Annotated in this window: 14 protein-coding genes and 1 other RNA gene; 10 read left to right on the top strand and 5 right to left on the bottom strand. The window is 53.0% G+C overall.

The window, feature by feature from the left end; genetic code table 11:
• Nucleotides 1–12 precede the first annotated feature (12 nt).
• The 3 genes from KIS29_04905 (at nt 13) to KIS29_04895 (ending at nt 1,823) form a co-directional block, all read left to right on the top strand.
• Nucleotides 13–1,194 carry a glycine C-acetyltransferase gene (locus KIS29_04905; protein ID MBX8639661.1) on the top strand — a complete coding sequence of 394 codons (1,182 nt, stop codon included), beginning with the start codon at nt 13–15 and terminating at the stop codon, nt 1,192–1,194.
• Between the two features lie 126 nt (nt 1,195–1,320).
• Nucleotides 1,321–1,613: RNase P RNA component (gene rnpB, locus KIS29_04900), an RNA gene on the top strand.
• 69 nt (nt 1,614–1,682) lie between these two features.
• Nucleotides 1,683–1,823: a hypothetical protein gene (locus KIS29_04895; GenBank protein MBX8639660.1), complete on the top strand. Its 141-nt coding sequence runs from the start codon at nt 1,683–1,685 to the stop codon at nt 1,821–1,823.
• Between the two features lie 3 nt (nt 1,824–1,826).
• On the opposite strand, the gene KIS29_04890 is transcribed toward KIS29_04895, so the two are convergent.
• Nucleotides 1,827–3,056: a threonine ammonia-lyase gene (locus KIS29_04890; GenBank protein MBX8639659.1), complete on the bottom strand. Its 1,230-nt coding sequence runs from the start codon at nt 3,054–3,056 to the stop codon at nt 1,827–1,829.
• Between the two features lie 324 nt (nt 3,057–3,380).
• Here KIS29_04890 and KIS29_04885 point away from each other — a divergent pair, with 324 nt between their 5' ends.
• Both KIS29_04885 and KIS29_04880 read left to right on the top strand, forming a co-directional pair.
• Nucleotides 3,381–4,301 (top strand): hypothetical protein, encoded by a 921-nt coding sequence (locus tag KIS29_04885; GenBank protein ID MBX8639658.1) that lies wholly within the window; start codon nt 3,381–3,383, stop codon nt 4,299–4,301.
• Entirely contained in the window at nt 4,291–5,445 is a 1,155-nt protein-coding gene (locus KIS29_04880; GenBank protein MBX8639657.1) for a hypothetical protein, read from the top strand. The genes KIS29_04885 and KIS29_04880 overlap by 11 nt, the downstream gene beginning before the upstream one ends.
• 7 nt (nt 5,446–5,452) lie before the next feature.
• Here KIS29_04880 and KIS29_04875 read toward each other — a convergent pair whose 3' ends face one another.
• Nucleotides 5,453–5,977, bottom strand: a complete 525-nt coding sequence (locus KIS29_04875; protein ID MBX8639656.1) for a hypothetical protein — start codon at nt 5,975–5,977, stop codon at nt 5,453–5,455.
• Nucleotides 5,978–6,138: 161 nt separating this feature from the next.
• On the opposite strand from KIS29_04875, the gene KIS29_04870 reads away from it, so the two are divergent.
• Nucleotides 6,139–7,011, top strand: a complete 873-nt coding sequence (locus tag KIS29_04870) for an NAD(P)H-binding protein (protein MBX8639655.1) — start codon at nt 6,139–6,141, stop codon at nt 7,009–7,011.
• On the opposite strand, the gene KIS29_04865 is transcribed toward KIS29_04870, so the two are convergent.
• Nucleotides 7,008–7,679 carry a hypothetical protein gene (locus tag KIS29_04865; protein MBX8639654.1) on the bottom strand — a complete coding sequence of 224 codons (672 nt, stop codon included), beginning with the start codon at nt 7,677–7,679 and terminating at the stop codon, nt 7,008–7,010. The two genes, KIS29_04870 and KIS29_04865, sit on opposite strands and share 4 nt — an antisense overlap.
• Nucleotides 7,680–7,737: 58 nt before the next feature.
• Between KIS29_04865 and KIS29_04860 the strand changes: the two genes are divergently transcribed.
• The 3 genes from KIS29_04860 (at nt 7,738) to KIS29_04850 (ending at nt 11,457) form a co-directional block, all read left to right on the top strand.
• Nucleotides 7,738–8,823, top strand: coding sequence for a hypothetical protein (locus KIS29_04860; GenBank protein MBX8639653.1), 1,086 nt, complete (start codon nt 7,738–7,740; stop codon nt 8,821–8,823).
• Nucleotides 8,824–9,003: 180 nt separating this feature from the next.
• A complete protein-coding gene (locus KIS29_04855; GenBank protein MBX8639652.1) occupies nt 9,004–10,269 on the top strand; it encodes an MFS transporter in 1,266 nt (421 codons plus the stop codon).
• Between the two features lie 108 nt (nt 10,270–10,377).
• Nucleotides 10,378–11,457, top strand: coding sequence for a hypothetical protein (locus KIS29_04850; protein MBX8639651.1), 1,080 nt, complete (start codon nt 10,378–10,380; stop codon nt 11,455–11,457).
• Here KIS29_04850 and trxB read toward each other — a convergent pair.
• On the bottom strand, nt 11,454–12,389 hold the full coding sequence (gene trxB, locus KIS29_04845; GenBank protein ID MBX8639650.1) for a thioredoxin-disulfide reductase: 936 nt from the start codon (nt 12,387–12,389) through the stop codon (nt 11,454–11,456). The genes KIS29_04850 and trxB overlap by 4 nt on opposite strands.
• A 59-nt stretch (nt 12,390–12,448) precedes the next feature.
• Nucleotides 12,449–12,787 carry a hypothetical protein gene (locus KIS29_04840; GenBank protein ID MBX8639649.1) on the bottom strand — a complete coding sequence of 113 codons (339 nt, stop codon included), beginning with the start codon at nt 12,785–12,787 and terminating at the stop codon, nt 12,449–12,451.
• Nucleotides 12,788–12,945: 158 nt separating this feature from the next.
• Between KIS29_04840 and KIS29_04835 the strand changes: the two genes are divergently transcribed.
• Nucleotides 12,946–13,989, top strand: a complete 1,044-nt coding sequence (locus KIS29_04835; protein MBX8639648.1) for an alcohol dehydrogenase catalytic domain-containing protein — start codon at nt 12,946–12,948, stop codon at nt 13,987–13,989.
• Nucleotides 13,990–14,068: the final 79 nt, after the last annotated feature.

The following is a 14,068-nucleotide window of genomic DNA, read 5'->3' as shown; positions in this document are numbered from 1 at the left end:
TTTGAAGGAGCAATGAGAAAACAGGAATGGATCGGAAAAGAGCTTACAGCCTTAAAGGAGGCCGGACGGTATATACCCATACGCACGCTTCAGTCTCCCCAGGGAGCCTGGGTGCTTATAGAGGGGAAAAGGTTCCTCAACCTCTGTTCCAACAACTATCTCGGCTATGCGAACCATCCCGACGTGAAACGCGCTGCCATCGAAGCCATTGAAAAATACGGCGTTGGGGCAGGTGCGGTAAGGAGCATAGCCGGTACCTCTGAACTGCATGCAGAACTGGAGGAGGAGATTGCATCATTCAAACACATGGAGGCTGCGCTTGCCTACCAGGGAGGACTGCTGGCAAACTCGGGCACCATTCCGGTCCTCGTTGGAAAGGAGGATGTTGTATTCAGCGAGGAACTGAACCATGCGAGCATCATAGACGGTGTGAGGCTGAGTTCGGCAGGGCGCGTTGTGTTCAGACACAGCGACATGGCTGACCTGAGGCAGCAGCTGAAGGAGCACAGGTCGGACGGAAGGCGCTCTCTCGTCATCACCGACGGCGTGTTCAGCATGGACGGCGAGATTGCGCCGCTCGACGAAATAGCGGAAATTGCAGAGAATTCCGATTCCATGACATATGTCGACGATGCACACGGCGAGGGTGTTCTGGGAGATCACGGCAGGGGCATTGTAGACCACTTCGGACTCCAGGGCAGGATCGACGTTGAAATGGGCACCTTTTCAAAGGCGCTCGGTGCTGTCGGGGGATTTGTTGCAGGCTCCTCTGAACTGATTGAACTGCTGAGGCAGAGGGCAAGGCCGTTTCTGTTCAGCAGCGCGCTGAATCCCGGCGATGCAGCTGCCGTCCTCTGCTCAATCAGGCTTATGAAATCGGACGACACGCCTCTCCGGAGGCTTCGTGAGAACGCCGAAAAACTCAAATCAGGACTGAAGGCCGGCGGATTCGACACAGGAAGGAGCCGGACACCAATAACACCCGTTATCCTGCGTGACGAAAAAAAGACCGTGGAATTCAGCAAAAGGCTGTATGAGGAGGAGTCGGTGTTTGCCTCCCCCATCGTATATCCGACGGTGGCACAGGGTACCGCGAGGATAAGGTTGATGCCCTCTGCGGTGCACAGCCTGGAGGATATCAAATTCGCCGTCGATGCATTTATTCAAGTCGGAACCAAAATGGACATGGTCTGAAGACTGCGCTCGTATCTCTGGGATGACACAGTCATCTATGCCTGAACCGCCATTGAACGGATACGGACGCCTTTGCGGGTCGGTTGCACAATGATTATTAGCAGGGACTGTGTAAGTGCAGGTGCCAGGAGAAGGAGGGCAGCCGACGGTAGCCGCAGACGCGGCAGCTGAGGAAAGTCCCCTCTCCAGAGAAAGGTGGTCTGTTTAAACGCAGAGGGGCGAGAGCCCCGGCAAGGGCGCAGAAACGACACAGCCATGGAGCAGCATGATTCGCGCGGCGATGACATTCCCATGGAAGTGATGAAACGGCGACACCCCATCGGAGCAAGTCCAAAAAGGCCGGCAATTCTCAATTCCGGCAGGTAGGACGCATCAGTCGAATGCTGCCTGAAACAGAAAGGGGCTTACTACCTTCACCTGGCAACCAGACATGTAGCAACATTTATTAAGTATTGATTATTTATTAGACTGAAATTATATTGTCTGAGGTGAAAAAGATGGGGAAATGCGACTTATGCAAAAAGAATTTTGATACACCGCTGAAGCTCTACGTTCATCTTGTGGAAAAGCACGGTTTTTCAGAGAATGACGCCAGGCTCGCGGCGTGGCCGAAGGGCGCACAGCTGTGATATTCAGGATATCAGCCTGAAGCTCAGGCCGCCTTTCCTGAATGATTCCACAAGCTTGTCGAGATGCTGCTCGTCTTCCACCTCGATGACGACCCTCGCATAAAACCTGTTCAGTGCCTCCGATGAGCTTCCCGGGCTTTCCTGGAGGCTCATAACGCTCGCACCGCCCCCGGCTATCATGTTCAGTATGTCCTTCATTGAGCCTGGCCTGTCGGGCGTATCGAACTCCACGACTGCAATACGCCTGTGCATCATCATACCCCTCATTATTATCTTGCGCACAAGCGTCAAATCTACGTTCCCGCCGCTCAAAACCAGACCGACCTTCCTGTCCTTTACGTTCAGTTTTCCGGAAAGGAGAAGTGCAAGCGGCGATGCTCCCGCGCCCTCCACAAGCAGCTTTGAGCGCTCCAGCAGAAGAAACATCGCCTCCGTTATTTCATCCTCCGTGACGGTGAATATGCCGTCAACGAGTCTCGACACTATGGAAAATGGTATCTCTCCCGGGTGTTTGATTGCAATGCCGTCGGCAATTGTATCTCCCCCGTCTGTTTCCACGATCTTGTTCAGCCTGTAGGATTCGGCAAACGACGGCATGGCCGCGCTCTGCACGCCTATTATCCTTGTCCTCGGACTCAATTCCTTCATCGCGACCGCGATGCCGGATATCAGTCCGCCGCCTCCGACCGGAACCACCAGATAGTCGAGATCTGCCTTCTCCCTCGCTATCTCAATCCCCAGGGTGCCCTGCCCGGCAATAACCAGCGGATCATTGTAACCGTGTATGAGTGTCAGGCCTTTTTCTTTCTGCAGTTCGGCGCATTTTCTGAATGCATCGTCGAATGAGGATCCGTGAAGTATAACTTCTGCCCCGTAGCTTTTGGTTGCGGCAACCTTTGCGAGAGACGCATACTGTGGCATCACGACGACACTTCTGATCCCGCTTAGCGCGGCGGAAAGGGCCACGCCCTGTGCGTGATTCCCCGCCGAGGCGGCGATAACGCCCCTCGCCCGCTGTTCAGGATCCAGATGGCTGATTTTGTTGTAGGAGCCTCGCATCTTGAACGAGCCGGTTCTCTGCAGATTTTCCATTTTGAGATAAACCGTGCCGCTGAATCTCTTCGAATACGAGGAGGATATCTCAAAAGGCGTCCTGTTTACGACCTTCCTGACAACAGCCTCCGCGTTTTCGACATCAGCGAAGGTGACATGCTCTTTCCGGTTCAGTTGCATCAGCCCGTTTAAACGGTATGTGCAATTTAAACTTGATTGCGCACCGTGCTGAGACCGTCAGACCAGGTGTCGAAATGCCGTCTGCCGAGTGGAGCGGACAGGCAACCTATATTCCTATTGTGCGCCTGCTATTCCTCAGGTGTCTCTTTTTGCGCCTGTATCCTCTTCCCCCTCCCTCACCGATGGGATCATTATTATACCAATGACAATTTAGCAGGCTTCAGCCTGAAAAACGGCCACCGCAGGCCAGTCATCAGGGATAGAGTTGAGTGCATGCCCACCATTCAAAAATATCTTGTCGGGATTCAGCCGAGGACTGAAGAATTGATTTCCGGTACAAGGGACTGGGACAGGAAACGAATAACAGAAGAGGAGCTGGAGGAACTCAGGATGGCAGCCGCTGCCAGGGATTTTTCTATCCAGGTACAGGAGGGCTATACATACATTTCAGATCCTATGTTTTACTGGCAGGATCTGATAAGGCCGTTTGTCGATGCGCTTGAGGGCCTTGACAGCGGTCCTCAGCTGACAAGATGGTTCGACAACAACACATTCTACAGGAAGCCGATTATCAACGCATATCCAAGCATCTCACACAGGAAGCTTGCGAAATACTACTTCGAGCGGACGTGGGAATTCGGCAGGAGAGCAAAACTCGTGATTCCGGCGCCATATGCGCTATACATGGCTTCAGACGACAGATATTTCCCTGACAGGAGATCGGGTGTTTTCTCGTTCGCGCAGGAAATGGAGAGGGTAGCTCTCTTCCTTGAGGAGAAGGGAGTGGGACAGATAGAATTTGTCGAACCGTTTCTTTTCTTCAGAAAACCTGCGCAGGAGGACATAGAGATGGCGATTGATGCGTTCAACCTCACCACCCAGAGGCTCAAGTGCGAGGTGATGCTCAATTTCCCCTTCGGAAACCTTGAAGGGCATTTCAGGGAACTGATCGACTTCAATGCTTCAGTGATAGGCGTCGACTTTTTTTCAACAGCACTGTCATCAGTGACTGACTTTGACACGAAGAAGGGAATTGCCGTCGGATGCATAGATGCCCGGAACAGCCTGCTGGAGAGCGTCGACTGGGTTGTGAACTTTGTGAAGTCTGTCATAGAAAAACTGGGCGACATAAAACAGGTTGCCGTCATTCCCAATGCAGATCTTGAATTTCTTCCGCGGTTTACCGCCGAGGACAAGATGAAAGTCATAAGCGAGGCAGCGAGGAGGCTGGAAAATGGCTCCTGAACTCTTCCCCGCCCAGGAGATTGGCAGCCTTTCGAAACCCAACTGGCGGGTTCTCGGTTACAGGGGCGTGCCGATATCAGACAGCGACTTCAGCGAGGCGAAGTACTGGGGGAAGAAGCTCAAAATTGAAGAATACGAGAAACTGCTTGAGTACCTGAAGTCTGATGATTCTCCAGAAGTGCGTGAAAAAATAAGGGAGTGGTCTGCAATTTATGCCATTCGTTATCTCGAGTCGGCAGGTCTCGACATTGTCTATGACGGCGAGCAGTGGAGAACTGAGATGTATGAAGCGCTTGTCAGGGAGGTTGAGGGTTTCAAATTCATCGGGCATGTCAGATCCTGGGACAACAAGTATTACAGGAAGGCGGCGGTCATCGGCGAGATCAGGTGGAAGTCTCCAGTCTATCTCGATGAGTACCTGTTCACACGGGCGCACACCAGCAGGATTGTAAAACTTCCTTTCACCGGCCCATACACGGTTACAGACTGGTCGTTCAACGAATACTACCAGAAGAGGCTCGAAAGCAGTTATCCCGATCCGCGCGAGCTGAAGAAGAAAGCATACACTGAACTGCTCTTCGCTGTTTCGAAGAATCTCATAAGACCGGAAATCAGTTCGCTTGTTTCGCAGGGTGTAAAATGGATACAGATAGACGAGCCGGCTCTGAGCACTCAGCCCGGAAAGGAGCAGATATCAAACTTCGTCCAGGCGGTAAACGAGGCAACACAGGGATTTGACTGCAAATTTTCGCTGCATGTTTGCTATTCAACGGACTACACGGCCATGTTCCCCGAGCTGCTCGAGGCGAAGAAGATAAGCCAGTATGCGCTTGAGTTCGCGAACAGGGACAGTAACAGGATTGGCATGAAAAAGCGCATAGGATACGATGTGGTGAAATTACTTGGAGAATATAAGGCCGGGAAGGAGATAGGCCTGGGTGTGGTCGATGTGCACGACGACAGCGTCGAGTCGCCAAATCTCGTCAGGGAAAGAATACTGCACGCGTCAGAGCTGATCGGTGATCCGCGCCTTGTTTATGTGAACCCTGACTGCGGACTGCGCACAAGGACATGGAAAGTTGCATACAGCAAGCTGCAGAATATGGTCAGAGGGGCCGAACTTGCAAGAAAGGATCTGTCCTGAGATGCCGTCATTTGCGGGCCACGCCCAGTTTCTCGGCCAGTTTGAGATGGTCTGAGTCGTTCACCCAGTCTACGGCAAGATAATCGAACAGTTCGCTGTCCGCCATGCCCAGCTTTTTCCCCTCGGCAACGGCAGCTTCATATGCCTCCAGTTCAGTTGGTCTGTCGATGTAGCGGTATTTCTTGTCGAAGAGGTCCATTCCTAAGCTGAGCTGGAATATGTGCACTGTTTCGTGGATGATATCAAGAAATACCGTTTTCAGATCTGAATTCAACAGATGGTCTCTGCATACGATCACCTGTCCGCTTTTATCGTTGACATACATGTAGAAGTCGTTTTCATCATCAATCATGACTGTTATCCTGCGGATGAAGTCAAGGTCGAGTGAATAACGGTTCAGGATACGTCTTATTTCACCCACCTGCTCTATGCCTTCTGCAATTTCCCGCAGGAGATGAGGGCCGGGCGCAGGATCTCTCCATATATTCACAGCCACTCCTTCCGGGTTGCGCACCGTCTCATATCTCGCCATTGCCTTCAGTCCCTCCTTTCAGCACAACCTGCAGGCTGCTGCCGATTGGAAGAGCGGTTGTCACGTGTAAAGCAAAAAAAGTTTCATATATTATCTTTCTGTTGAATAAGCGGACAAATGGAGAAAGTGAATAAATGAGCGGTCATCCGGCAGGCCCTCCGATGGCTGAATGCGCTGTTCCGCAGATGCTGGGCAGCAAAGTGATCAGACCGCCGGATCTTGTTCTGGTTGCCGGCGCCGAAGGCATAATAGGCGGCAGGCTGTTCTACGAGCTTCTGAAGGCGGAGTTCAACGTCCGTTGTCTTCTCAGGATGGAAGACGAGGGCAGGATAGACAGGAAGCCCGGCGTTGAGTTTTTCTATTGCGATCCATGGTCCGGCGACATTCCGGACGCTGCATTCGAAGGTGTGAAGTACGTTGTGAACGCTGCTTCCCCCCTGAACACGGGGAGCATACCCCTTGACAGCGTGGAATCCTTCGAGCGCCTTGCAAACACGCTAATAACAAGGAGTGCCATGAAGAAGATGGCCAGGTACGCCGGCCTGAGTTCCGTGTTTCTTGCCGAATCGGAGGACGGCGGATGGGCATACTCCAACTACAGAATGGAACTGTCCGCAAGAAACAGCGGTGCCAGCTACACGATCCTCAGGACAGGTCTTATCGTGGATGAGAGCAATTCGGCGGTTCTCAGAAGATTGGGCTCACGCGGCGCCATATCCTCCATTTTCGGAAAAAAGGCAGCAGGCAAACTGTATGTTTCAACTTCCGCCCTCATAGCTGAGGCGTTTGCAAGAGTGCTCAGGACAGATCAGGCAATTAACCGGACCTACGAAGTTCTGCTCGGGAGACAGCTGACAAGGAAGGAAGCGGGAAGGCTCGCCGCTTCCGGCTCGGATGGAAAGGGATACTGGGAAGCCGAGGAGCAGATGCACCTCTCATCCGGACGTTATGGTGGTGCCGTCCAGACCGCGGAGGATCTGGAAATCAGCACGCATGAATTCGAGCCGCCCCTGATGCAGACCATGCATGTCTAGGCAACAGTGTTGTTTTCCAGAACATCGGTGATGAACGGCAGTGCTATCCGGGCAAACTCATTACGCCTGTATTCAACGGAGATCGTATGCCTGGTAACGGATGCTCTGATGCCTGAGCCTGACAGGCCGGCTGACAACCTCTTCACTGCTGCTGTTTCGAATTCCCTGTCATGCAGCGTCAGTAGCAGCCTTCCATCCTCGGAAGGTTCGAGTCCGTCTATCTTTAGCAGCACCGATTCCGCAAACCCGAGCACGCAGATCTGCCCGTCCACTGTGCCTTGAAACCTGGAAGCAGGCGAGTTCGACTTTGTGGACAGCCTGATCTTGGGGTCCCTGAAGAATGAACGCTCCTCCTCGAATACCGGAATCATATTCTCTACCTTTACCTCTGTGCCACCGGGCCTGTCTTTCAAATCTATTGTCAGTTCCTTCAGCACATTCCTTCCCATCCTTCTTATTCTGCTTTCCCTGTATCCTTCCGGTCTGTAATAGGCGCTCAGCACCATATCCCCCTGGATTCTGTATATAGGATCGAATCTGCCTGAATAATAAAGGGTGTCGTAGACTTCCAGCGGCACCTCGCCTGCCTTCCGGACCCTGAGATAGACAGACAGCTCTGATGTCAGCGTGTTTCTGGCCATTGTGTAACGGCTGATCCCGCGTGGCATAATAATAATTGCACAGGACGGGCGATAATTATAATTCCGCCGGGAGTATGGTAGTCCGTTGAACAAGGCTACGTTGGGCAGACAGGGCAAATTCACGATCAGGGATATCGAGCGGCTCTGCAGACTCACAGGCGCGAAGAAAAGGAGTGTCGTCCTGGGGCCGCGTTACGGCGCTGATTTCGGCGTCATATCGCTGACCAAGGACATGGCAATGGTTGTCAGCACCGATCCGCTCTATATCAATCCAGGAATGCGCGTCAGTGAGGCGGCCTGGTTTGCCTTCCAGATTATGGTTGCAGATACCGCCCTTTCAGGCCTGATGCCGGAGTACATAGCGGTTGACTGGAACCTTCCGGAGGATTATCCGAAGAAACGCATTTTTTCAATAAGCGAAACATTCAACAGGGAGGCAGGAAATATCGGCGCTTCTATTGTAACGGGCCACACCGGGAAGTATGAAGGGTGTGCCCCGCCAGTACTCGGTGCCGGAACAGTAATTGCCACCGGCCATCCGGACAGCCTCATATTGCCCGTCAATGCCGGACCGGGAGATCTGCTCATCGGCGCAGGCACGCCCGCACTGGAGAGCAGCATTCTCCTTTCATACGAACTGGAGGAGATACTGACGCAGAACTTCGGGAGGGGATTCATTGGAAGGCTGCGGAGGCGCCTCAGTGAGCTTTCCATCCTGGAAAAGACCACTGTCCTGGCCGGCATGCACGGCATAACATCAATGCATGATGCAAGTGAAAGGGGGCTATTCGGTGCAATCCATGAGATTGCGCACTCATCGAACGTCGGCTTTACAGTTGAACTGCCGGCATCGACATATGACAGCGAAATCGCGGCACTGTCTGATTTCCTTGGTTTCAATCCGTACAAGAGCAGCAGCGAAGGGATGCTGCTTGTGACAGTGAAAGAGCGATACGCCGGCGATATACTGGATAAGCTCCGCAGCAGCGGAATACAGTCTCACGTTATCGGAACCACAGCACCGCAGCGGCAGGGGGTTGTGCTGAAGCGCGGGAAGAACAGATCCGTTCATCTGGAAGATCCTGCCGCGGACGGTTTCGTTCTTGCACTCGAGAAGGGGAGAAGGATGCAGACCCGCAGGGTGAGGAACGACGGCAGCATGTTGCGGTAAGAGCCAGATCTTTCACAGCCCGCCGTGCGATCATTCGCAGGGCTGACGGCGAAATTGTTTTCCGTTTCCTGTCTCGATCGTCGCCACATGCGCCTGTCGTTCCGCCGGATGAGAGGGCCATCACAATTTTTATAAGCACCTTCAGGGGTGAGGCAGACCCATAAAAACGGGATGCATCGAATGAGAAATGAAGTCGTCCTTTCGATAAGGACGCTCGTCATATCGCTGGGCGCCACGGCTGCGTCCATGTTTGTCGGCGCTTACGGCGTCCTCATAGGTGCCTCCGCTTCAGATATGGGATGGCTCCAGTCGTCGGCAAATTCCCTTGCAAACGGCGGGCAGCTGCTCTGGGGAAGACTGAGCGACAGGTTCGGAAGAAGGAGACCCTTTCTTGTTGTCGGAAGCATCTGCCTTGCCCTGCTGTGGTTCATGATGTCCGTGGTCGTGACACCTGATGAACTCATTGTCACATATGCTGTTCTCTCCCTCATCTCCGCGATGATTACGGTGAACTGGTTCTCGCTGATAGCGGACATTACGGATTCGGGCAACAGGGGCCATTTCCTCTCGGTGATAAACAATATCGGCTCTGTCGGCACCCTGGTTGCAGTGGGAAGCATGATCTTCCTGCTTCACGGAACAGTGAGAAGGGACATACAGATACCTTTCCTTGCCGCAGTAGCTTCCTATGTTGCATCAGCAGTACTTGTTACTCAGATAAGGGAAAAGGAGCACAGGACAAAGATTACAGGCAGCATGCGAAAGACACTTTCCAGAATAAAACAGCACGGCGATTTCTACAGGTATTTCGTGGCAATGAATGCCCAGGGATACTTCTGGTCCATGGCATGGCCCCTTTTCCCTATAACAATCGTATCACTGATGCACTTCAGCCTGTCGACGATAGCAGTGCTCACGGTTGTCTCTCTGACTGCCACAATTATCGGCCAGTTCCTGATCGGACGAATTGTTGACAGAATAGACAGGACACCCCTCATTTTCGGCAACAGGCTTATGCTTACCGCCATACCATTTTTCTATGCGTTTTTCAGCACCTACGGTGAATTTCTCATCCTCGAGGTATACAGCGGTATTGCGGGTGCGATTCAGAATGTCGTCATGAACTCATATCTCATGGACATAGTTCCCGGAGGTAACAAGGCCGAATACATCTCGATCATGAACGGTTTCAACGGCATCGTTTATTTCGGAGGAGCGCTTACCGGCGGCTATCTCCTCCAGTTCCTCCTGGGCTTCTACCATTTGAGGTACGCGCTGCTTGTGGCTTACATGGTTGTGGTGGCCGGCAGATTTTCCACTTCACTCCTCTTCCTGAGGCTGAAGGAGCCGGAAAAGAGGGGGGGAGGCCAGTTCACGCTCTACTCACTGCTCTTCCGGCTCAAACAGCCGGGAGTCCCTTCAGGCGCAACCGTCAAGCCAAGGTGATCCTCCCTGAGCGGAATAGAAGCGGCGGATTGTTATTCCAATCATCATTGTCAAAGAAACAATTATAAGGCTGCCCCGGGAATTCATTCGGAAAGCTGGAAATGTGACATGGAAAATATCGGCGTTGTCGTCGTCAGCGAGGGTGAAGACAGGCACAGGGAAGATGCATCATATCTCTCTTCACTCCCCGGTTTCCAGGTTACTGAAACGACCCCCGTATCATTCCTCATTTCAATGAACACCCAGGCCTACGGCACAGTCGCACTCCTCGAACTTCCATTTCTTCAGGAGAACGAGGAGGAATTTCTGCGCATACATCTCCAGTCCAATACAATGCCCACGGTGCTCCTGACGGACGAGCCTGTCAGATATCTCCGATACCTGGGGAAGGGAACGGTGCAGCTTGTCCTTCGTGAACCAGGCTACCGCGACTCGCTCCCGAGGGCGATAAAGGATGCCAGCGAGGGGGCACGCATCATAATGGAACGTTATACACTGGAAAAGAGACTCGCGGAATATACACAGTATCTCGAAAGCATCAACAAGATCATGGAGCATGATATCGGAGATCTCAACCAGGCAATACTCACATTCTCCGAACTGCTCAACAGGACAGAGAACAGCGTGGGAAAAAAGCTCACAGACAATATCATAGCACAGTCAAAAACGGTGGGCAATCTGATTAACACCTTCTCCAAACTGACCAAGCTTGCAAAAGGGAATATGGAGGACGTCACATTCAGGCCCAGATCTCTCGCGGAAGCGATTTCGGAAGGCTCGAAACGGTTCAGAGAGAGTTTCGGGCACGATTACAGTGTCACGATTGAGTGCCCGGATAATTTCACCGTAAGCGGAGACGTGCACCTGTCCGATCTGTTCGAACACTCTCTTTCGCTTCTGAACAACCTCCAGAAGGGATGCAGGCGCTTCGATATTGCGGCAAAGGAGGAACTTTCACTGATGCGGTCTACACTTGTGACGATCACGCCTGAGGGGTTTCCCAGAAACAGGGTTCCCAAGGTCATATCCGATGTTGGCGATATTGACACGCTCCTGCGTGGCAACGTGGATGTCATGGCGGTAATGATACTCAGCCGGAGGTACGGCGGGAACGTCACAATAGGAACAGTGGAGGATGGCGGGGCATATTCCAATTTCCTCAGCCTGCTGATGCCGCTGAGCTACTAATTATGCCCGTCGTTCTCTTCAAGGTATTTCTGCGCGTCAAGTGCTGAAACACATCCCATTCCGGCCGCCGTGACGGCCTGCCTGTATCTGTGATCGTGTACATCTCCGGAAGCGAAGACGCCCTCAACGCCTGTTTTGCTTCCGTCCCTGACGATTATATACCCTTTATCGTCAAGCGGCAGCTGTCCCCTGAATATGTCCGTATTGGGCTTGTGCCCGATGGCAACGAAAACGCCGCCGACAGCCATAGTCTCCTCCATGTCTGTTTCGACATTTTTAAGGACCAGACCCCTGACGGTCTTTTCGCCAACTATCTTAGAGACAACTGAATTCCATTTGAATGAGATCTTTTCGTTGCTCTCCGCCCTCTTCTGCATGTACGGGGAGGCCCGTAGCCTGTCACGCCTGTGCACAATGGTTACATGTGATGCATACCTCGTGAGGAATAGCGCTTCCTCAAGCGCGGAGTCGCCCCCGCCGATCACTGCCACATGGGCGTTCTTGAAGAATGCGCCGTCGCATGTTGCGCATCCCGAAACACCCTTTCCCATGAATCTTTTCTCGGATTCCAGCCCCAGCCACAGAGCGCTGGCTCCCGTAGCCACGATTACGGCCCTGGCGGTGAATGTTTCCCTGTCAACCATCACTTTCAGAGGTCTGGTGCTGAAATCAACCGCCGTCACGTCGTCGTCTATGAAGTCCGACCCGAAACGGGATGCCTGTTCCCTCATCTTCACCATAAGGTCCGGTCCGAGAATTGCCTCCGGGAAACCCGGAAAATTTTCGACTTCGCTTGTGATCATGAGCTGCCCGCCGGGCGTCCTGCCTGCTATTACGAGAGGCTTGAGAAGCGCTCTCGATGCGTAAATCGCCGCAGTCAGTCCTGCGGGTCCCGAACCGATTATGATCAGATTCCTTGTGCTGTTTTCCATCGGTTGAGCAATTTGCAGGTCCCTAAATAACGTTTTCTTTCCCGCTGAACAGTTTCAACTCAGGTGCGGCTGTATGAAGGGCTGAGATGCCTGTGGTTCTGCGCCCTTCTTTTCGGAACGCTGTTCTTCAGTATCTCATCCATGGGATAATCCAGGAAAGTGCTTAGAATGGCAAGCCTTTCCATAGTGAATGGCTGAGCTCCGTTGAGCAGCTGCCTGACGCTCCAGCCGGGGTGAACCCTCGACCGGTAACCGAGAATACGGCCGAGCTGATTGACGCTGCCTGCCTTTTCGATAGCCCGGCGGATGAGCATTGTCCTGAAATCGGCGGCAAGCCATATCTTCTCCTCATGCATCCCGTCCGAATACTTCCTGTATTCAGCAATTCCCTCTGTCATAGCTGAAGTGAGACGCATGAATCTTATAAGCGGATTTTGGTTCAAGCGTTTTACCACAGCACGAAATACGAACAGATGTGCGCATTATTGCCATGCACCGAGGCTGGCGCAAAGATAATAGATTTCACTGCATTCACTCTCCGTGGCGTGAGAACCGTATGCAGAATGACGGAATGAAAGGGATGGCTTTCAGCAAGCATGGCGCGTCGGACGTGCTCAGAATGATGTCGTTCGGCATCCCCGTGCCTCACGACGGGGAAGCGCTCATACGCGTGGAAGCTGCGTCTGTCAACAGACTTGACATAACCGTGAGAAATGGCTTTCCGGGACTGAAAGTGGAAATGCCGCACATTCCCGGCGCAGATGCCGCGGGCAGGGTCGTTGAGGTGTCCGGAGGAAACGGCAGTTTTTCTGAAGGCGACAGGATCGTGTTTAACCCTGGCATAAGCTGCGGGATCTGCCGGGAATGCATCTCCGGAAGGGCCTCGCTGTGCAGAGATTACAGGATACTGGGCGAGCATCTCAACGGCACCTATGCGCAGTTTGTAGCCGTGCCCCAGAGAAATCTGAAGAAAGTGCCGGCAGACTACCCTTCCGTAAAGGCAGCGGCCGCGCCGCTGGTTTATCTGACGGCATGGCATGCGCTTGCAGGCAGGGCGAAAGTACGGTTTGGGGAAAGGCTACTCGTTACTGGCGGCAGCGGAGGTGTTTCCTCTGCTGCCGTCCAGATCGGAAAACTGTTCAACTGCCATGTCGCTGTAACGACCAGGTATGCGGCAAAGGAGGAGGCACTTCTCAGGGCCGGAGCGGATGAGGTGATCGTAACGGGGGAAGGTGAAGGCTGGGCAAAAAGGCACATTGGAAGAGGAGGGAAACTGTTCGATATCGTTCTCGATTCTGTCGGCAGCGCAGTGTGGAAGGACAGTTTCCGCCTTTTGGAGAAGGGGGGGAGGTTTGTCAATTACGGCAGAACGTCGGGAGGGCAGATATCAACAGATCTGAGTTTTGTCTTCTGGAAGCAGCTTGGCATACTCGGTTCGACAATGGGCGATCCCGAAGAATTCCATACGGTGATGGACCTTGTCTTCTCCGGCCGGCTGAATCCCATAGTGGACAGGGTATTTACGCTGGAGGAAGCGCCGCAGGCGCAGGATTATATGGAGAGTGGCGCACATGTCGGGAAAATAGTGCTCACCGTCTAAGGCTTAATGACCCGCACCTGCCTGGACGCGCCACGCGCCAGTACCTCTGCATGATCTTAGCGGGAGGAGCTAATAAATG

The sequence above is a fragment of the Candidatus Sysuiplasma jiujiangense genome, assembly GCA_019721075.1.
GTDB lineage: Archaea > Thermoplasmatota > Thermoplasmata > Sysuiplasmatales > Sysuiplasmataceae > Sysuiplasma > Sysuiplasma jiujiangense.
The sequence above is the reverse complement of the archived record's forward strand: the minus strand, read 5'-3'. Positions and strand labels throughout refer to the sequence as shown.

Excerpts from the sequence above, each read along its gene's own strand:
- KIS29_04905 (MBX8639661.1), top strand. The coding sequence starts at position 13 with ATGAGAAAACAGGAATGGATCGGAAAAGAGCTTACAGCCTTAAAGGAG.
- KIS29_04890 (MBX8639659.1), bottom strand. The coding sequence starts at position 3,056 with ATGCAACTGAACCGGAAAGAGCATGTCACCTTCGCTGATGTCGAAAAC.
- KIS29_04880 (MBX8639657.1), top strand. The coding sequence starts at position 4,291 with ATGGCTCCTGAACTCTTCCCCGCCCAGGAGATTGGCAGCCTTTCGAAA.
- KIS29_04875 (MBX8639656.1), bottom strand. The coding sequence starts at position 5,977 with ATGGCGAGATATGAGACGGTGCGCAACCCGGAAGGAGTGGCTGTGAAT.
- KIS29_04870 (MBX8639655.1), top strand. The coding sequence starts at position 6,139 with ATGGCTGAATGCGCTGTTCCGCAGATGCTGGGCAGCAAAGTGATCAGA.
- KIS29_04865 (MBX8639654.1), bottom strand. The coding sequence starts at position 7,679 with ATGCCACGCGGGATCAGCCGTTACACAATGGCCAGAAACACGCTGACA.
- KIS29_04855 (MBX8639652.1), top strand. The coding sequence starts at position 9,004 with ATGAGAAATGAAGTCGTCCTTTCGATAAGGACGCTCGTCATATCGCTG.
- KIS29_04850 (MBX8639651.1), top strand. The coding sequence starts at position 10,378 with ATGGAAAATATCGGCGTTGTCGTCGTCAGCGAGGGTGAAGACAGGCAC.
- trxB (MBX8639650.1), bottom strand. The coding sequence starts at position 12,389 with ATGGAAAACAGCACAAGGAATCTGATCATAATCGGTTCGGGACCCGCA.
- KIS29_04840 (MBX8639649.1), bottom strand. The coding sequence starts at position 12,787 with ATGACAGAGGGAATTGCTGAATACAGGAAGTATTCGGACGGGATGCAT.
- KIS29_04835 (MBX8639648.1), top strand. The coding sequence starts at position 12,946 with ATGCAGAATGACGGAATGAAAGGGATGGCTTTCAGCAAGCATGGCGCG.